Below are 20,311 nucleotides of genomic sequence, written 5' to 3'. Positions count from 1 at the left end.
CCGGTTTACTATTAATTTGCAACAATGATGCCTTCCAAGACATGGATCAACAAATCGTTTATGTAATCCGCATCCGGAATTTGTTTATAGATGAGAATTTGAAAGTATATGGGACCATAAAGCAGATCTAAAGTTATATCAAGGTTGATTGCTGGTTTCAATTCTCCCATATCTATGGCTGCTTGGAGTAATTGTTTGGCTTCATTTCTTTTTGTCATTAAAAACAATACGTAAAAATCTTTCGCGATTTCTTCGCTCTCTGTAACTATAGTTAAAGTGGATTTCCCGATTTTGCTATTGAGGATACGAGCTAAAGCTTCAAGCTGTTGTTTGAAGTTATCCTGAATGGATTTATTACTATCAAATTCAAACTCTGATTCTACGGTCATTAGAAAAGCGTCCAGTACAAGACGCGCTTTATTTTCCCACCATCTATAGATGGTTGTTTTGCCTACTCCAGCTTGTGCTGCAATCGCCTCAATCGTTAAAGATGAATAACTGTTGGATTCTAACATTTCAAGTGTTGCAGTAAGAATCTCTTTTTTACTTCGAGGTTCTTTGTTTTTCACGTTCATATTCATTTCACCTCCTAGATGTTATTTAAGTTTTTAAAAGGGTGTAATTATAGAACGATACGTATCGTTTCATTTGTTAAACTATCTTATATCATTTTCATGAAATTTAAAATAGTTAATTTGAGAATTATTATTTCCTGGATTTAGGCATGCGTTAGATGACGAAACATAACTTGCGCATACAAAAATTAACGCTTCGGAATGGTCCGAAGCGTTAGTTTTCGTGGATATTTGCAATTAAGGATTCGATGACTGATTAATTATGTGCGATATGTACAATATGATCCTTTTTATTTAAATTTTCACATATAAATCATGGATATCAAAGCTAAGTTAATCATTGTTTTTTCTTTGTTCTTTTTCTCTTGATTTTATCAACTATAAACATAATAAAAATAATAACAAAAATAATTACGATAATTATACCTACTGGTGATTCGAAAAAAATGAGCATGAAATATAGTAATACCGTCTCCCAAAATGACCAGTCAAAATCAACCATAGGTTCCACCTTTCTAATAATCTTGGCGAAGTGATTAAATTTTAATGTTCGTGGGATTTGTCCCGAGAGTAATACTTGTAAGCGCTCCTATTCTATCTTATCAAGAGTCCCAGGCCACTCATTACATAAGGACGAACAATGTCCACAAGTAAATCGGTCTGATCAGCCTCCCCCTCAATTAACCAAGAAAATGCAGCGCCATAGATCGCTGAACCTGTCATTGCTGAAATGATCTTTGTATGTTGGCGGTCTGCAATATCGTATTTATCCCCTCTCAGAAATATGTTTTCAATGATTTGCTGCAGCATATTTTTTACTTTCTCATCCACCAGCTTAGCAATGGATTTGGAATCCATTCTGCATTTCTGATAAAAATCAACGATGTACTGATGAGTCAACAAGATCAGCTGGTTACATATTTCATCTGAAAACTCCCGTGCATTTATTACTTGTTCAGGAATCATTTGATGAAAAGACTGTTCTGTAAATTCATCGAGTAATGCATATTTATCTTCATAATGAGCATAAAAAGTAGCCCGGTTTATCGTAGCTTTCTGTGAGATATCTTTTATTGTCATTGAATCAAATCCTTTAGTCTGTAAAAGATTTCTGAAAGCTTCTCTTATTAACAGGCGAGTCCGTATTACTCTCGGATCTTCTTGATGTACCATCTGAATATCCCCTTTCTAAAACATCAATTATCGGAATTTGTTGTCTATGCAACTCTTTTCTTACACTGACGGTTGTAAGCATAAACTTGCCATACTATTATCTTATCAAACAGATGTTGCTTAAACAATCAGTGTCTAGTTAGTCGGAAGGAATGATAATAGTGAACATAAAACAAAATAGACTTCTAATTTTTGGGGCGGGTGTGATTGGCAGTTTATACGCTCTTAGATTTGCACAATCGGGGTTTGACGTCACTTTACTGGCTCGGGGAAAAAGGCTGGATGAACTTAAGCGGAAGGGTTTGAGATACAACGACAACGGAATGATAAAGCAACTATCCATTAAGACGGTCGAAAAGCTTGCAGATGATGACATCTATGATTTTATCTTTGTTCCTGTACGATATGATCAGGCAGAATCTGCCCTGTCTGCGATCAAAAATAATCAGAGCAAAACAATAATTACACTGACCAACACTATTGGTTATAATTCCTGGCTAGAGATCGTAGGTGATCGGTTACTTCCAGGTTTCCCTGGTGCAGGTGGAGACATTAAAGAGGATATTTTATACGCTCAATTTGGTTCCAAAACTTATTTTGGTGAAATAAATGGACAAACGACCGAAAGAGTTAAGGAGCTTGCTTTGATATTCGAAACAGCTGAAATGCATTATGAAATACAAAAAGATATTCAAGCATTTCATGTTTCACATGCTGCACTCGCTGCAGTCAACAAGCATTTTTATACGAATGAAGGAATGGTAGATATTGAGACAGCAATAAGTGAAAGCATTCTTAGCAAAGTAGCTACAGATATCAAACAAAATCTTCACTTAGTAGAGCAAGCTGGAATCCCTGTAATCCCGGCCGAAACGAAGTCAATGGGAGAATTGATGGAAGAAGAGATTATATCCCGGTATCGGCAGATGCTGAGTAATGAATTTATCATTGATGTTAAGTTTGGAAACCAAGCTATCAGCAGAAAAGCAGAAATAATGTTATTGGATGAAAAGTTTCATGAGAAGTTTTCGTTTTTGTCCAAGCAAATTTTTCCATAAAAGTTATCAAATGAGTTCATAGCCCATATTACTTAATACTAAAACAACGTAAATATGGAGGTGTTAGATTGCCACTGAATCAAGATCAGCAGATCTTTCAACAAAGTACAACAACTCAAAACTGGGGAAATATTCAGGGACAGACCTTAGTTGCGGGCCAGGGTAGCTTGAGAAGAGGAATGAACTATAAGTTAGGCGCACAGGCTATGGCACAAATCAATAATTTATTAAATAAATGGGCTGAATTAAAAATATTGGGGAGTGCCGAAGTTTCACTTCTTCTCCAAGTACAGATACAAACGCCCCTGGATCTATTCGACGAAGCCGGGCTATCTGGACGACTTCAAGCCGTTCTTAAAGCGGCGGTAGCGGCTGGATTAAGTATGAATATGACCGTTAAAGAGTTATTGAAAATCCTGAAGAATAAACCGTCAGGAAATGGTTTATCCGGTGAATTGATTGAGCTATTGTTAGAAGAATCAGAGCTCGAAGGTTATTTGTATGCCCAATTTGCGGTTGGTTTTATGGCGTATGCCAATTTTGTTATGCTTGGTAATTTACATAAGACAGCTACTCTAGGGGAATCTGGATTCCAATTTGTCTATGAGGCGGGAATGGGATTTATTGCGGGGGGTGGTTATAGAGGTGGCATCAATTTTAAATTCCCCGATCCTGCAAAACTGGTCAATCGTTATGGGAACGGCTTAATTGAGGGCATTGTTAATAAAGCTATTGACACACAGCAGGAACAAGCATTAATGCTCGGTACTATGCTTAGGATAGGAGTGAAATCAGCCTATGAGGTCAGTAGACAATTAAATGAAGGTACCGGGAGCAATACCGAAAAACTAGCGCAAACCGTTCTTACATTTATTGGGGGGCAATTCCAATCGTTGTTCTTCTTGACTATGAATGTGTTCTTTAAGGAAGAGATCCTTCGTTTACTTGGCCTTGCTTCTTTACCAGCTGAACAAACCACAGAAGTCATTCAAACCCTGAAAGGTTTTAATTCTTTTCAGTTAGTGCCGGATAACCATGAAATCTTTGTTCGTTTAGACTCATTATCAGCATTAATTCAAAACGAGCAGCTTAAGAAGGAGTTTGTCCGAAGTATTTCTGCTTTGTGGGTATCAGCTTTGTTGCTCCCCCTTGCAGTGGAAGCGGCAGATAAAGCAACCATCCCTACTTTTACGGCACAATTGTCTTACCAACCTCCTCCCGCTGTCAAAAGTGCAATTAATACAGATTTGAACCGTCCGTCTGACACAAATTTGAACCAGGGTGATCTTCTTTCATTTCAACTTGATAAACCTTTGACGATTGCCATTCAACATGTAGATAGCGTTCGGGAGATAGCAGCAATTCTGAAACCTGCCGTTTCAGGAACTGCCCAAGATGCAATGAAGTTCTTATTTAGTCCCTCATTTCCTTCGACTACAGGGGAAAACTCTTATAGATCAACGCTTGGAGCCATAAACCAAGCTTTCGATCATTATGTGGATACGGAAATAAGTGCTAGAAAAACTGCAATCTCGAACACTTTGGCTGGCGAGGAAGAGATTAAGATACTGTTTGAGCAAGCCCTGATTCCCTGCATACAACTGACTTCTGATGTTCTGATTCCAGAGATCGTTAATGGATTTCAAAATTTTGACATAAAAACTATGCAAGAAGCATTATCCAGCGTATTACTCACAATGCTTGGAAGAAGCGTTATTCATGTCATGGACGGAATTCAGACTTCAGTTAATGAACAAATCGAGGGTCTTCTTCGCGAAGCTGCAGGTCAGGCTGCAAATGTTCTTGGACCACTTGGAGCTCAAGATATTTTAAAGAAACCGTTGGAGGCAGCTGTTAAAATTATTGCGGAAATGGTAGCGCCTTTGACACCTGAAGCACAAGAACAGCTTTTTGAGAATGCTTTAAACATATTTACTCCAATAAAAGGTAACGCCGTGGACTTTGCCAACCATTTGCAAAGCGATCCGATGTGGATGCCTCAAATGGCTGAAATAGAAGCAATAGCCAAAATATTGATAAATCATTTAACTGATCATATGATTCAATTCGCTCTAAATCTGATTCCAGCGTTGTTTCAAGCCTTGATCGATGAACTACTCGCCATAATCGAACGCTGGCTAAATGAAATAGCCAAGATATTAAATACTATTACCGACTTCATAACTAAGCTGATGCAAGAAAAACTAATGAAAGAACTGATTGAACCAGTAATGGAAATCGCTGAAAAAGCCGCTGACGTATTAACGTTTAACATTTTTTCTCTAATCGGTGCCGGTAAAGTAAAAGATGAATTTTTCAAAGGGTTAAGAGGAGCAGTCGAAGCTATAATTCAAGAAGCAATCATCCCTCCTGTTGTTATGACAGTGAAAGAAATCAAGTTCAATCCTCGTAAGCTCGTGGATCTTTGCCGAGACGTTTCCGACTTTACTTTTACTAAATTTTCCGAGATTTTTAACGATTATATTTTTGGGGAGATCCAGAATCAACTTGAAAAAGGTTTAAATATGAAAAATTTCAAATTGGATATTAAGGTGCCGGTTTCTTTTTCGATTGACTTACCATGGCCTTTAGGGTCACAATCCTTTTCTCATACGTTTAGACTTACAGATGTCCTCATTCCGTCATCAATCGTTTTGGACATTGTAATGAATTTAATACGTAACAATCTAAAATTAGGAGGAACATCTGAGTATCTTTTCCAAATGGTTGTAGCAACTATCGATAATTTAAAAAAAGTAGATCAATATAAATTGGATATGGCAGATGCTTTGAAAAAGTATAGTAATTAAAGGAATATTCAAGATTCCAGTTCCCTTATAATGCAGTTTATAACTCAAAAAAGGCAACCAGTCATCCCTGTTTTTTCGGCGACTGGTTGCCTAAATTTGTGATTTTTTGTCCCTGTTCTATTCCTTAACGACTACGGTCATTTCTTTGCTACGTGTGATCCCGCTGCTGTTCACCAGCTCAGCCAGATTCATCGTGATTTTGAAACTGCCGTCACCATCCCAACTATCATTTCCGAAAGCAAAAAGAGCTAGAGCCAAGTGAACTTGGCTCCAGCTCTTTTGTGGTGCTTACAATTCCATTACTCTGTAAATTAAAGCAGCGGCTTCCGCACGTGTGGTCAGGCTCAGTGGTCTGAAGGTACCGTCGGCATAACCGTTGACAATTCCTGTCTCCCGCAGGTACTCAACCGCATCCATCGCGTAAGAACCGATTTGATTCTCATCGGCAAAAGTTGCTGCCTTGCCGGAGATATCCGACTGGAGAGCAGTTAAGCTCAGAGCGCGAAACAGAATAACAGCCATTTCTTGGCGGGAAATAGGTTCTTTTGCGGCAAATACGCCTTCGCTACGTCCGTTAACAAGCTTTAGCGCCAGAGCTGTTGAGACAGCTTGGTAATACCAAGCATTTGAACTCACATCTTTGAAAGTACTGCTACTCTCGGCTTGAAGTTCTAGCGCTGATACTAACAGCTGAACAAATTCCGCTCTTGTAATTTGCCGGGCAGGCTCGAATTTGCCCCCGCCTGTGCCATGAATAAGATCACGGGAAGCCAAAGCTTCCAAGATGACTGTGGAGCCTGAATCAACATCAGAGAAGTGGATATTTGCATTAGCTGCAGCATAGAGTCCAAAATCCCTTGTTGTAAACGTTGTTTTGCCTGTACCTGATACGTATTTGGAGTTTTTGACCACTTCGGCCACTCCCTCGCCGGTAACAGAGTAGACGATGGCTTGATGTGGAACTTCATCAGGGTTTAATTCATATCCAAATGATACCTTCATTGCCGCAGAAGGGCTTAATGTTTCTTTGGACTTACCGTCTACCGTCATTGAGATCCGGAACAAAGCATGCGTTTTCCATTTCTCTTTTAAGGCAACTGGAAGGGTTGACGCATCAACAAAATGGATAGATAGCTCCAACTGCCGGGCACCCTCTGGAATATTCTCACCTAAAGTGTTAATTGGAAGTGTTATTGTGGCAGCACCTGCTTTTACAGTTAGGGAAGTAACATTATCTTTTAGTTCGGGAATGGGCACTTGAAAAGCCACACCACTGGCAGTCGCATCCTCTTCAGCAAGCTCAAGTACTAAAGCTCCATCTTGCACTCCCTTCATCGCTTTTTGGAGTTCTCCTGTGGGAAGCTGTGCAATTATCATTCCTTTAGCACCGGGTGAACCCTGAATGCGAATACGGCCCGCTGAAATTATATTCACTGGATTAACTATTTTTCCTCCACTACTCTCATTTGTGTTGCCACTATTATTGCTGCCGGACGAATTGCCGGGCGTATCTGTTCCCCCACCTTCTTCACTCCGCACTACATTCAAAGTGTATGTCTTAGTTGTTATGCCGTTCGCAGCGGTAACTTTAACATCGATTCTGTTATCTCCTACCTTAAGCTCACTTCCGCCTGTTACCGTCAATTTGGCTTCTGCATCAGAAGGTGTCCCAGTTACAGCCACCGCTGTCTTGGAAAAGGGCACATTTATTGTATAGGTCAGTTTCTTACGGTCAAACCCAGGGATGTCTGTACCGTCCATACTCAAAACGCTCAAATCGGCATTATCACTCAGTGGTGTCTCTTCTTCACCTTCTACGTTCATAAACTGGAAGGTGCGGAAAAGTGAGGCGTCCTTCGCAGCGCCAATGCCTGATCCCCATTCAATATATCCTTTTCGACCCGCGCCATCATTATCGTTAACCAGCATGGAGAAGCTTAAGATATCGCTCGCCGCTGGACGGATCGGGCTTATTTCGCTCCAAGGTAGTGCCAGTGCATATGATGTAACCTTGGTCGCCTCATCTCTGGTCACACTTAAAGTTCCCTTAGTCAACACTCCGGTAGCTGCACCTTTCATGGACAGCCAACGATATATTTGCGGCCCCTCTGGTGTTTGCGAGATTCCGTATTCATACCAGGATTGACAATCGCCCGGTACACCGGGAGCAAGACTGAACTGAATACTGTCATTTTGCCAAATATTAATCCCGGCGGCATTATGGCTGAATACATCATCGCGGATATCGGCGGTCAAATAAATGTGTTCTTCATCCCAGCGTAGTTGCGCTGTTCCACTAAGATCATCCGCACCCTTATATCCGTTGAGCAAAGGGGTTCCGTCCGCAAGATCAATCAGAGCTGGACTTCGTGTATCGGACTGATGCTGCATCCGGTTAATATCTATGTTTTGCTTGAGGTGAACTGTCTCATAACCTTCAAGGTCAACTGTCAACTCAAGAGGATATTTAACCCCTTCAGAGAATCCCGGCAGTGGAATTGAATAAGTAAATCCACTATTTGGGGCAATTTCAGACAATTGCGATTCACTACCGCTGATCTGACCAGTCTCTTCCCCTAGGGTCCAGGAAATCTTTTTAATTCTCAGAGGATCCACACTGGAATTGTTCGTAAATTGAAGTTGTAGCGACATGCCGCCGTTATTACCATCTGTAATATGAGGAGCAATTTTTAAACCTTGAAAATATAGTCGCAGATCATCTACAGGGGCTTCTGGAAGAGTAGCAGGATCAAGTCCGGGTCCATTATAAGCTCCAATATTCGGTGGAGTTGCTGCTGAAACGGGATTGCCCCAGTAGTCCCGCCCACCGTTGTCAGCAATGACAGCACCGGCCCCAAGTGCAGGAGACCCCTCTCTCAGCTTGTAACCGTCCACTGTATTCCAGCCCATTCCGGCGGTGCCCTGAGCAACTAAGAGTGGATTTGCTGTGATAGGATTGGTATTTTCCGGCTCGCTTACTGGATGGTTGCCATATAATAGATTATGGTCGAAGCTACCGTTCACCCCTGGCAGATTATAACCTCCTTGACCAAGGTTGTAGACCAGATTGTTCCTAAAAGAATATGGAGCGTTAATATTTCCTGCGTCATCCCATTCATGATCGATAATTTTGGTGTTTTGCCCAGCTCCGATATAGATAGTATTGTTATAGATTTGTGTATCTGGCGTAACCCCGCCTGCAAAATTAAACGTATGCGTTAGATCATTCTGGCTGATGTTGTATCTGACTACATTGTTAGAGGAGCCTGTCAGCACTCCCGGAGTCAAACGGGCATCGACAAAAAGCATGAATCCGCCTTTGTTGCCATGGCTGTAATTATATTGAACCACACTGTCCATCGTATCGATATCCAGATTGAAGCCCTGACCATCTCCCTCTGGTTTGTTCGTGTTAAAAGACTCATTGAACTGGACGATATTATTCTTGCCGCGAGTCGGCCAAATTGCGGCAGAGCCGTTAAACTCGCCTTCTTCGGAATAATTTCCGCCTTCCTCCGCTATGTTATGCTCAATCACCGCTCCATCCGCACCGAAGGTGAGAATACCGTCGCTGTCGGCTTGTTTGACATAATTTCCACGGATCGTAACATTGACCGTAGCATAGTCTGCTCCGTTAAAACGCTGATCCCATACCACAATACCGGTCCGGCCTATCCGTTCCACTGTATTGCCCTCGATCCATACCCATTCGAACTTGTCCGTGCCCGTCGTTCCGCCCACATATACGGAGATACCTCCAAACGCATGCGGGCCACCTTCGGCTCCGGAAACCGTCGGATAACGGAAACTGCTTGATACATCATGGACATAGTTATCCTGAATGCGGATATTACTTAATGTTCCTCCATTAGCATTCTCCACCATAATACCTTCCCGGTAAACACTTCCCCTCTCGGAAGCATAATTAGTGACCTCAAGATCCCGAATCACCCAGTTCGAAGCGTTACGTAGGTATACAGCTGCTCCGGCCATGCCTCCACCGTTGATAATCGGTTTGCTTCCACTCCCATAGGCAGATATTGTAATCGGTTCTTCATCTGTGCCGCTGCCCTTAGGATATAATTGTTCGTTCCAGATTCCACCCTTCTTTAACAAAATACGATCCCCAGCTTCAAAGGTAGTCTGATTCACTACAGAGAAGGTCTTCCAGGCAGTCTCCGGTGTTTTTCCATCGTTGTTGTCGCTACCTGCAAATGAATCCACATAATATTCTCCGTCTCCACCGCTGCTCCCTCCATCTCCAGGCAAGCGGTTGGATAAAGTGACCGATCCTAGTTGCATCAGCCAGGGTGCGGAATCACCGCTAAGCTCGATTTTTAAATAATGAATGCCGGAAGGTATCCCTTGTGCCGGAGTATAATTCGTCCCAGTCCAAGCCGCATCACCAGTGGCCTGTGGAGGTTCATGAACAGCAGAAAGTTCTGTCCAAGTGGATGCATCCGCCGAACCATAGAACTTGATAGTCCCGCTAGACCCGGCAAAGGAATGCATGCGGGCTGTGAAATGTTGCAGATTATGCAAATGGTACACGAGTGATTCTGCTGAGTCTGCTGTTCTCACCGCACGAGAATGATCTCCACCAAAAAAAGCGGGATTGCTTGTATCTAAAGACCAATTTGTACTGTGTGCATAAAGCTGTGCAATGTCGTCAAGCTCATCAACAATCGTTTTTGGTGCAAGCGACACATTGGAGAGCGTAAGGTGCCCAAGCTGCATCAGCCAGGTATCGAGGTCACCACTGACTTCAATTTTGAGATAATTGACACCATCCGGCAGCGCCCCCGAGGGTGTATATACTGTTCCGTACCAGCCAGAACCGGTTGCGGTGGGACTGTCGTTGATGGCTGGAAGCTCCGTCCAGATATCTGCATCTGGCGATCCGTAGAACTTGATAACAGCCGTGGAACCAGAGAAATAATATGCTTGAAGCGTAAACGACTGAACTCCAGTCAAAGTGTAAATGGCATAGCCAGTCTCCGTGGAGGTTCTGACCAGCCGGGCTGCATCTCCTTCGAAAAACTGAGGATTACTACTGTCAATTAGCCAGTTCTCGGACCTGTGTTCCGCTGCCGGTAGGGTTGAGAAATCATCGGCATTCGTCTCTTCAGCATGGGCAGAAACGCCCATTACAGGAAGCACCGCTGTGAAGATCAGCACCATTATAAGCAGTGATTTTGCGAGTTTTTTGAACATTATTGTATTATTCCCCCTTGAACATTTATTGGATGGTATGGTTTGCGAGATCTTCAGCCATCGGGTAATTCCATTCCACGACAGCTTCGGACAGCTTTTCGTCCACAATGGATCTATACTTCTGCTGCGCCAAATTCAGTGCGATGGCATCCTTCACATGATCGAGCGGCTGAACAGCTGCATCATCTGCCGACAGGCAGTAAATTAGGTGAATAGCCCCATTTTCAGTAAACAAACCGCTAAACTCTCCCGGCACCAGTTGCTCTGCGGTAAGCAATACCTTTGGATTTTCCAAAGCTGCTGTTCGCCGTGAAGCACTTGTTATTTTCACCTCGCCAACGTTTACGCCAAACTCTTTTGCCTGGTCTTGGAAGTCTGTGCCTGAAGAATCTGTTGCTGCTGTCGCTGTTGCTATTGCATGGAGCTTTTCCATTCTTTCTAAGGCTTTTTGCTGATCTTTGTACTCTGTTTCTGGGCCAAAGGGAAGCGTTGCCCATTCCAGACGAATCGTTCCCGGCAGAGAATATTTCGCAATTAGATTTGCTGCATATTCCAATTTCACCTGTTCGTCTGAAATCACGATACTTCCGTTACTGCGCATGGCCTCAATCGTGGCATCCTCAAGGTTGCTCATGTAATAACTGAAATAGGCCTGCGTCTCCAGATGAAGAGGACCATACACCACCTCCTTATTCGCTGCTGCCTGACTCCGCCGATTATTCTCGCGCTCCATTTCCTTGAGAAAATCTTCAAAACTGATATCCGTTACGACTCCTGCTTCTTGAGCAAGCTGTAGCTCCATCCGCTTCGTCAAAAGCTGAGTTTGAGCTGTATTGATCCATTTCTGCATTGGATTTTCGCCGGAATAGTAGGCAGACCAGAAGTCTATTGAATAGTCGGCGTTGTAAGTTTGTTTAAAATAATCAACAATCAGTGCCCGATTCATTTGAAGATGCCAGTTGAACTCCGCAGCTGTGGCCTCCTGGCCGTTAAGGGTCAGAAGCATTTCTTCTGCTTGTGGAGCTTGCAACTTCTTCGCACCAATCAACAGCAGGCTTCCTGCTAACAGAGCGGTCAGAATAACGATTAGCTGATTTCTTTTGGAATGAAGTTTTAGAGTCATAAGTTATTTCCTCCTCTCTCATCCTCGATGTTAAGCGCTTTCATTATCTTCGATATTAGACATGTTCACCTTGAAATAACAGGCGGGAAAGCTGCGAAATGGTTTGCCATTTCACGATTTGACTGTAAAGCCCAGTTTTCGCCCCATAAAAAATGCTGCGGAGAATAGAGAAGTTACGTATTCGAACGTGGAATGTTGTACAATGTGCAGGAATTCAGCGCGTTTGTCGGGATTGAGCAGCAGATTGTTGTATATCAAGCATGATATCCATGCAATTACGGGATCAGAGTGATTTATAGAAAAGTCGATTTGCAATCATCACTGATTCAGTGTGTTCCTCAATTTTTTTTGATTGTAAAATCATCTAATAAAAACAAAGGCAGTCCGGAATTTTCCAGACTGCTTTGCATTGTTCTTAAGACTGATCTGTGCCCGAAAACATACAGAAATTCAAGACTCCACCTTTGACAATCTCGTCATGTGACAGAGAGTGGTGCTCCCATAGCGATCCGTTCCAGTGGACCGATTTGCTGTACACATTGGCGGGGCTGTTGTTCTCTGCTTCAATGATCCATTGCTGCCCATTTTCAAGCTGAATAGTTACCTTATCAAAAAGCGGGCTGCCGAGCACATATTCAGGAATTCCGGGACTTAACGGGTACAGGCCGATGGCGCTCCAAATAAACCAAGCACCCATGCTGCCGTTATCTTCGTCGCCGGGTAAACCATCCATCTGGCTGCTGAACAGTTCGGCCATGGTTTTGCGGACCCAATATTGCGTTTTGGACAGCACACCCAGTCTGGCAAATATATAAGGAATGTGGAAGCTCGGCTGATTGCTGATGGCAAACTGCCCCAGATCGGCGGAGGCCATTTCCGACATTTCGTGTATTTCCAAACCATAGGATCCCACTTTAAATACCGGTTCCTCGGTCATCAACTGATCCAGACGCTGGACAAAAGCCTCTTCACCACCCATCAGCCCGGCTAGTCCCGGGAAGTCGTGGGGCACTGCCCAGCTCCCCTGCCAAGCCCCGCCTTCACAAAACGGATTACCCCACTCCAGAGGATCAAATGCTTCCTGCCAAGTACCGTCCTCATTGCGACCTCTCATAAACCCAACTGTTGGATCAAACAGCAGCTTATAATTCTGTGTCCGAGCCATAAAACGCTCATAATCATCCATTTTGCCAAGTGTCTTGGCAATCTGCGCAATACAGAAATCTCCGTATACATAATCCAACGTGTTGCTTACACTTTCATGGAAACGGTCATGCGGCAGATAACCATGCTGCAAGTACAATTCAAGGCCCCTTCTGCCCAGCTTCTCGTCCACTGATGGACGATCTGCATGCTTCAGAAGACCTTCATACAGTACCTCTGTATCAAATCCGCCGATGCCCTTAACCACGGCATCCGCAGCTGCGGCATCAATCAGTGTGCCTGGCATGGCACTGCGCTCCCCTGGTGACAGCCACTTTGGCAGCCAGCCGCTCTCCTTGTATGCCAATGTCCACGCCTGCATAATCTCACCCAATAAAGATGGGAATAGGATACTGTATAAAGGAAGGCTGGTTCGGTATACATCCCACAGCCCGATATCCGAATACATTGGACCCTGGCAGATGCTGCCGTTAAAGGGGCTGTAATGGATCTGCTCGTTCTGCTCGTTATATTCATGCCACGTTCTCGGGAACAGGCAGATTCGGTACATGCAGCTGTAAAAGGTGCGGAGGTTCTCTTCATCTGCGCTTTCAGCAACAATGCGCCCCAACCGTTCTTCCCAGCTTGCCTCTGCTCTATTCAAGATCTCTCCGAAGCTGTCTTCCCCAATCTCTCGGTTCAGATTAAGCAGCGCCTGCTCTCCGCTAATAAAGGAAGTCCCGCACTTCACTCCCACTATGCCAGATTCCGGTGCAGCTATTCCTACGTAAGCGCCCAGTCGTTCGCCAGTCCCTTCATGGGTCTCCAGTGGCTGATAATCTCCGTTAAAGATTCCCGAATCCTCCATGTGAAAATCCCTATCGAACTGGAACACGAAATACATCGCGAAATTATCGGGCACCCCGGCGGTATGGCCTCTTGTGTAGCCGGTGATTCTACGTTTATCCGGCTGGAAGGTGAGATGTGACTCACCTTTCAGAGGTGCTATAATAAGCCTGTTCTGCTGCCTCTCAGCGAAAGTTATTCTTATCGCTGCACAACGTTCGGTTGGAGTCAGCTCCAGCCGGGTGCGGTAACGTTGAAGAAACACATCGAAATAGTGAGGGGACACTTGCATCTCTTCCGTTTTGAAGGAAGAAGAACGTGAACCGGGACTGAGCAGCAGTGGACCTGTCTGCGGCAACAGGGTCAGATGCCCATAATCTCCGATCCACGGGCTGGGCTGATGGGTCAGCCGGATACCCTCTAGGTGGCGATGGCGCGGGTGGAAGAACCAGGTTCCACCTGCTTCATAGGTTTGCGGGCACCAAGCCGCCATACCAAATGGCAGCGCTGTAAGTGGCAGCGTATTGCCATGTGAATACCGGAAATCTGACTCCGTCCCCTGCAATGGATTAACATAATCTAACCAACGCATATAGATACACTCCTTTAGCCAGTTTTCACCAGCTCTATATTCTCCGTTCTTTACTGATACCGGTTAAGATAATCGGAATACTTGAACATCTCCAGCTTCTACCCGCACAGTCAGTTTTGTAGTTGTGGGTTTCAATAGATTCATTGGTTGAATTTCAGCGCTGCCATCATCAAACCACGGTTCGACAGAAGTATAAACAATACCCAGCGTAACGTCAGCCTTAACCGCCATATCCCCTTCATTATGAACAAAAAGAAATGCCCCTCGGTCCTGCTCACCTTCCCACTCGGAGAGATCCGCGCGGACACCGCCGCTTGCTTGTACATACGGCTGCAGCTTTAGTTCCTTCTGTAATAGATCCCGCACCAGTTGAAGCGTTCCGGGATGTCCATCCTGCCAGTAGGCAGCCGCAAGCAAGGTACCAAACCATACGGCACGCCCGTTGCCATAAGCGGCGGTAGTCAACACAGGCATGCGGTCCTCGGCAAATTCAGCCAGTACCTTCACATGGCTTTCCAGCTCGATATCCGATTTGTAATAGGATCCGTGCACCGTATCGTCTGCTGCCGATTCCTCCGCCTTGCTGTGCTCCATAACATTCCGCAACGGAATCGCTGTCCGTGATTCGAACGCAACCTGATGATAGCTGTGATCCAGGTTCTCAGCGGAATGAATCCAAGTCTCACGGACCCCGAACACCTGGTCAAATCCATAACCGGGCACCGTATAGCTGTGGCAGCCATTCTCTGCCTGAAGTGCACCGAACGAGCATTCCGAAATCAAGATCCCGCCCTTTTCCACCCACTGGCGTAGGATGTCACACAGTTTGCGGTTCAAATATAGAGGATAAGGCATCCACAAGCAGTGGTATTGCTCCAGTGTCTTCTCGTTAACATCCGTCTCATGCAGAAATTCAACTTTATAATTGAGCTCATGCAGTAGTTTATGGGCGCCTTGTAAGGAATCGTTGTAGGTGTCCAGATGATCATGTGCCGCAAAGTTAGCAACCTGGTTCTGCGGACTGAACAGAATGGCAATCCCGTCTCCGCGCCGTTTTGCATGCATCAGCTCTTGCTTATTGTTTTGCACCAGCTTATTTAGATGAGCCATATCCTTGTACCATGGGGTTGGACTTCCGTCCAAATATACACTGCCCCATGCAGGGGCCTCCTGTCCCAATATCTCTGGTCTGTACTGCCAGAACAAATATCCCGTGATGCCACGAGCGAGCGGGGTCAGAATATGCCGTTTCATTTCCCGCAGGTCCGGCTGACGCGGCTTCATTGCAGTATTGCCTGGCAAAGCATGAATCTCCGAATTGATAATGGGTTTACCTTTGGCGGCAGAGATCAGTAGATCAGCAGACCAGGCCGAGGACCCAAGGCTATTGCCTGTCAAGTCACAGGGCTCAGCCAGCTTGAAGTCGTCCGAACCTGCTGTAATCATATTAAAGATAGGGGCGGGCACAGTGTGGGCCATAACAGGATGCAAAAGATCCAGTGACTTCACTATATCTACCCGGCTCCGCAGCTCATCCGTTAAAGTACCGGACATGTACAGGCGCCAGTCCACCAGATCATTAAATACGCCTTGTCCACGCGGTGCCTCTACTTCCTCCCAGCTCCCGTAAGTCCGCTGCCATGATTCATTGAGGGCTTCCAAAGTAACATATTTATTTTTCAGCCATTCTTGGAACACCCACAGCGATTGCTCGCAATAACACACCTGGTTGTCAAAAGACAACTTGCGCTTGATTCCTGTGGTTAGTTCAGGCTCATTCCATAAATCCCAGACCCAGAGCGCCGGATGATCCTTAAAAGTCTTCACCGTCTCCGCCAGAAACTTTGCCTTTTCTTCGGCGGCAGCTGGATGATGATAACAGGGCCCCGGCGCTCCGCCGATCTGGCGGCAGTTAATCGCCCTTGGTTCCAGAATGGAACCGTCCGCTGTAACCATTTTGGAATCAGGATATTTTTTATAGAACCAGGCCGGCGCCACGTCGAAAATTACATTCAAAATGACCTTCAAACCATTCCTCTGCGCAATATCCATTAGCTCCTGAATATCATCGAAATGATAGGTCCCTTCTTTGGACACACTCGCGCGCCATTGTACCCAATATTTCACACAATTGAAGCCCTGTCCGGCAATATTGCTTAGGTCTTGTTCCCATTGATCACGGAAGGGGGTCGGGGAACGGTAATATTGAAACCCAAATGGAATAAATGAATCTTGCATCTAGTGTACTCCTCCTACAACGTTCAATTTCGATCTCTCTATGTTTATAAAAGCGCTTACTGCTCTTTTACGCTTAAAGTCTATCACAGTGGATTTTGCAAAAGTTAGGATGGAATCCTATGAAACGGTTTGCGAAGCTGTTGAAATGTTTGATCCTTACGCTACGTGGCAGTCACTGCGCAGAGTCACCGGGGAATATACTGCGAAATCGTTTGCGATCCTGACAACCTCAGAAATTATACCTCCTCTTTAAGAGGTTTCATGTTTATAATGGCTGTAAGACATATTAGAAACTACTTCGAGGTGAAGCCAATGTTGAAAGCGCTTGTAGTGGATGACGAATATCTGGTCCGCATGGGCATCACCCAGACCATAGACTGGGCAGAATACAACGTCGAGATCATAGGAGAAGCCAGCAATGGCGAGGAAGGATTGGAGCTTGCCCTAGTGCACCGTCCAGATGTGATCATTACCGATATTCGTATGCCGTATATGAACGGTCTTGAGCTCATCGAAAAAATACGGGAACAGGACATGCTCGTAGGGATTGTCGTGCTCAGCGGTTATGACGAATTTCAATATGCGCAGGCTGCTTTGCGTTATGGCGCCTCCACCTATTTGCTAAAGCCCATTAATATAGAAGAACTTGCAAATACAGTTCGAAGCGTCGGGGATGAAATCCTTGGCAAAAAGCAACTCTCCAAGCGGTATTCACAGCTTAATGAGGAATTGGCCTCGATCTCCAAGCAGTTCTGGCAGGATTTGCTGCATGACCAACTGCATAACGAAGAGTTTATTTCAAATAAGATAAAATTACTGGAACTGCAATTGGAACCTGGAAAAGCTATCCTACCGCTGTCCATTACCTTTCCTCCTGATAACGGCCTTCAAGGAAATACTGTAGGCAAAGCGCTGGAGGATGCAGCGGCGACTATTCTGGAAGCGCATTCTTTTGAGCAACTGTGTCTATTCCGGGACAGCCATCTGGAGTGGGTTATGATCCTTCGGACCGGGGAACCAGAGCTGGCCGGAGATTCTGCACGAAAATTGGGCAAACAACTATCTGAATGGAGCCAACAGCACTTCGGCCAGGCCTTAAGCGTCGGCATAGGTAAACCTGCGGGAGAATGGAACGGGATCGTAGATTCATACCGGCAGGCTGTACTTGCTGCGCAGCGTGCCCTTTCTGGCATTGAACGTGTGCTGTATGCTGAAGAAGAGGCTGGGGCTCGGTGCCGGCGTGAAATCAGGGACGCACTCGCTTTTATCCGGGAGCACTATGCCGGAAACATTACCGTTGAGATGGTTGCTGCGGCGGTCTTCGTCAGTCCAACCCATTTGATGCATCTATTCCGTAAAGATCTGAACAAAACCTTTTACGAATGTCTGACGGAATACCGTATCGAGGAAGCCAAACGTATGCTGCGCAATCCGAAGTATCGGGTGTACGAGGTTGGCAATCAGGTCGGCTTCACCGACTCCAAATACTTTAGCCAGATCTTCAAAAAAATGACGGGCATCCCGCCGAGTGAATATGCAAAAACCTATGGGTAAGCGGAGACTAGCCAACCGGATGGATTCCTGGATGAGGCGGTTCAAGATCAAAAGCCGGATTGTTGTTGTTCTGTTAGCAGGACTGTCTCTGCATCTGGTGCTGATGCTCGTTATTTTCAATTTTTATTCCTATACCTACCTGCAAAAGGATCTGTACCGCCATGTCGTTCAGACTCAGCGCCAAATTGGGCTTAGCGTGGAGCTCATGGTCGATGACATTCAAATGTTGTTTCTGCGGTTTCTGGTGAACAGTGATATCTACCAAATCATCAATAATGATTCCCTGCCGTCAGCTGATAAGGAATCGCGAATCGGAGCTATCATCGACGGTATGCTGGCCCAGAACGACCTGGTGGGTAACGTGATTATCAGCACCAACGATAATATGCTTTATTCTTACCAGTCTAAGGAGCAGATGCTGGAGGTGCCTGAAGCCCTGTTCATCAAACGCATTCAGGAGAGCAGCATGCCTGTTGTCGGTGAGATCAAACGGGATGGAGAAGGCAATGCGTATATTCCATTCGGCCAGCAGTTCCGCAATTTCAATACAGGGCAAAATATCGGGGTCGTGATCATTTATGTCAGGGAGGCTGCTTTGGCGGACCTGTATTCCTCCAGCTTCACTGGCATCGGCTACTCCTTCCTGACTTCCGACAATCGGATTATTTCTCACCCCGACAAACGGCTCTTGGGCAATTTTTTGGAGGAAAACGCCCCTCTTCGCCCAGGTAAAAAAGAAGGCTATCGTACCTGGTCAGATAACGGAAATTCCTACATCATTGCTACTTATCCTTTGAATCCCCGGCTGGAGACACTTGGGGTCAGCTGGGAATTCACCAGCGTGATTTCCAATCACAAACTGCTCTCGGGAATCGCCAAAGGCAATCAAAATGCGCTTCTGTTCGCCAGCGTTACCTTTATTGTGCTGCTGATTTTTTCCTTCTATCTGGCAGCCAAAATCACCCGTCCACTGCTGAACTTGAAGAAGAAGCTGAGCCTGTTTGGCAAAAAAGATCTGGCCGCTGTTTATGAACAGCGCGGTCAGGTTGATGAGATTTTTCAGCTTGAGAACAGCTACTATCAGATGGTGGAGCGGATCAGCCAATTAATGCTGGAGAAAGATGAGGAGAAAGAAAAGCAACGGAAAGCTGAGCTGACCGCACTTCAATCACAGATCAATCCCCATTTTCTCTACAACACACTGGATGCAATTGCCTGGATTGCCCGACTGAAGAAGCAGCCCGATATCGAACGGCTGATTTCTTCATTAGCTACCTTTTTTCGAATCAGCTTGCATAAAGGCGACAAGTTCGTGACCGTGGACGAAGAAATCCGCTTGGTGCAGAGTTTTGTGACAGTTGAGCAAATGAGGTTTCCGGATAAGTTCGAGATTGAATACGAGATTGAGGAATCGCTGCGCAAGGTTCGCATTCTGAAGCTGATTCTTCAGCCTATTGCAGAGAATGCGATCAAACACGGCATCAGCGAGAAACGCGGGATGGGCCGAATCTGGATTAAAGGCGAATTAGTGGCAGATGAGATTCGCTTCACAGTGACTGATGACGGGGTGGGATTTTCCAACGGTGCGACGCTTAGCCAAGCCAAGGAAGATGTGTTGTTTCAGAGCGGGTATGGACTAAGAAATGTGGACGAACGAATTAAACTGGAATATGGTCCTCAATATGGTTTAAGTATCTCCAGCACGCCGGGGCAAGGCACCACGGTTACGATCAACTTGAAGAATGAACTGCCCAATTAGCGAATTTAGTTTATAAATGCGGACATAACAAAGAAATCGATCCTTTTTGAGTGGGTAGAAGGGACTTCTACTTTGCTTAAAAAGACGATTTCTTATTTTTTTCTGAGTAGTGGCAAATTAAAGATACTTTTGAGAATTATAGGTGCTTTAGTTGTATTTAATACTGCTAAAGCACCCTTTTTTTGCAGCGAGCAGAAGTTTAAGTGTATTTGGTACATCTATACGT

Annotated in this window: 12 protein-coding genes; 5 read left to right on the top strand and 7 right to left on the bottom strand. The window is 45.0% G+C overall.

Annotated elements, in window-relative coordinates; all coding sequences use genetic code 11:
* Nucleotides 1–11: 11 nt before the first annotated feature.
* Nucleotides 12–575 carry a TetR/AcrR family transcriptional regulator gene (locus NYE58_RS18600; RefSeq protein ID WP_076278078.1) on the bottom strand — a complete coding sequence of 188 codons (564 nt, stop codon included), beginning with the start codon at nucleotides 573–575 and terminating at the stop codon, nucleotides 12–14.
* A 594-nt stretch (nucleotides 576–1,169) separates the two neighbouring features.
* Nucleotides 1,170–1,748: a TetR/AcrR family transcriptional regulator gene (locus NYE58_RS18595; protein WP_076278503.1), complete on the bottom strand. Its 579-nt coding sequence runs from the start codon at nucleotides 1,746–1,748 to the stop codon at nucleotides 1,170–1,172.
* Nucleotides 1,749–1,909: 161 nt separating this feature from the next.
* On the opposite strand from NYE58_RS18595, the gene NYE58_RS18590 reads away from it, so the two are divergent.
* Both NYE58_RS18590 and NYE58_RS18585 read left to right on the top strand, forming a co-directional pair.
* A complete protein-coding gene (locus tag NYE58_RS18590; RefSeq protein WP_341002601.1) occupies nucleotides 1,910–2,806 on the top strand; it encodes a ketopantoate reductase family protein in 897 nt (298 codons plus the stop codon).
* Nucleotides 2,807–2,874: 68 nt separating this feature from the next.
* Nucleotides 2,875–5,616: a hypothetical protein gene (locus tag NYE58_RS18585; protein WP_341002600.1), complete on the top strand. Its 2,742-nt coding sequence runs from the start codon at nucleotides 2,875–2,877 to the stop codon at nucleotides 5,614–5,616.
* A gap of 117 nt (nucleotides 5,617–5,733) precedes the next feature.
* Here NYE58_RS18585 and NYE58_RS18580 read toward each other — a convergent pair whose 3' ends face one another.
* The 5 genes from NYE58_RS18580 to NYE58_RS18560 form a co-directional block, all read right to left on the bottom strand.
* Nucleotides 5,734–5,874, bottom strand: coding sequence for a hypothetical protein (locus NYE58_RS18580; RefSeq protein WP_248548295.1), 141 nt, complete (start codon nucleotides 5,872–5,874; stop codon nucleotides 5,734–5,736).
* A gap of 30 nt (nucleotides 5,875–5,904) precedes the next feature.
* Nucleotides 5,905–10,830, bottom strand: a complete 4,926-nt coding sequence (locus NYE58_RS18575) for an S-layer homology domain-containing protein (RefSeq protein ID WP_341002598.1) — start codon at nucleotides 10,828–10,830, stop codon at nucleotides 5,905–5,907.
* Between the two features lie 25 nt (nucleotides 10,831–10,855).
* Nucleotides 10,856–11,953 carry a hypothetical protein gene (locus tag NYE58_RS18570; protein ID WP_341002597.1) on the bottom strand — a complete coding sequence of 366 codons (1,098 nt, stop codon included), beginning with the start codon at nucleotides 11,951–11,953 and terminating at the stop codon, nucleotides 10,856–10,858.
* A 415-nt stretch (nucleotides 11,954–12,368) separates the two neighbouring features.
* Nucleotides 12,369–14,534 carry a GH92 family glycosyl hydrolase gene (locus NYE58_RS18565; RefSeq protein WP_341002596.1) on the bottom strand — a complete coding sequence of 722 codons (2,166 nt, stop codon included), beginning with the start codon at nucleotides 14,532–14,534 and terminating at the stop codon, nucleotides 12,369–12,371.
* 63 nt (nucleotides 14,535–14,597) lie between these two features.
* Nucleotides 14,598–16,772, bottom strand: coding sequence for a beta-galactosidase (locus NYE58_RS18560; protein ID WP_341002595.1), 2,175 nt, complete (start codon nucleotides 16,770–16,772; stop codon nucleotides 14,598–14,600).
* Between the two features lie 88 nt (nucleotides 16,773–16,860).
* Here NYE58_RS18560 and NYE58_RS18555 point away from each other — a divergent pair, with 88 nt between their 5' ends.
* Genes NYE58_RS18555 through NYE58_RS18545 form a run of 3 tightly spaced genes read left to right on the top strand, consistent with a single transcriptional unit; the run spans nucleotide 16,861 to nucleotide 20,085 of the window.
* Nucleotides 16,861–17,025, top strand: coding sequence for a hypothetical protein (locus NYE58_RS18555; protein ID WP_179089032.1), 165 nt, complete (start codon nucleotides 16,861–16,863; stop codon nucleotides 17,023–17,025).
* 17 nt (nucleotides 17,026–17,042) lie between these two features.
* On the top strand, nucleotides 17,043–18,326 hold the full coding sequence (locus tag NYE58_RS18550; protein WP_036677246.1) for a response regulator: 1,284 nt from the start codon (nucleotides 17,043–17,045) through the stop codon (nucleotides 18,324–18,326).
* Complete coding sequence (locus tag NYE58_RS18545; RefSeq protein WP_139331061.1) at nucleotides 18,307–20,085, top strand: histidine kinase; 1,779 nt, start codon at nucleotides 18,307–18,309, stop codon at nucleotides 20,083–20,085. The genes NYE58_RS18550 and NYE58_RS18545 overlap by 20 nt, the downstream gene beginning before the upstream one ends.
* Nucleotides 20,086–20,311 lie beyond the last annotated feature (226 nt).

Origin of the sequence: Paenibacillus sp. FSL L8-0708, from assembly GCF_038009325.1 — a bacterium.
In the GTDB taxonomy this organism is placed as follows: domain Bacteria; phylum Bacillota; class Bacilli; order Paenibacillales; family Paenibacillaceae; genus Paenibacillus_AQ; species Paenibacillus_AQ odorifer.
This window is presented reverse-complemented; position numbering and strand designations above follow the sequence as displayed.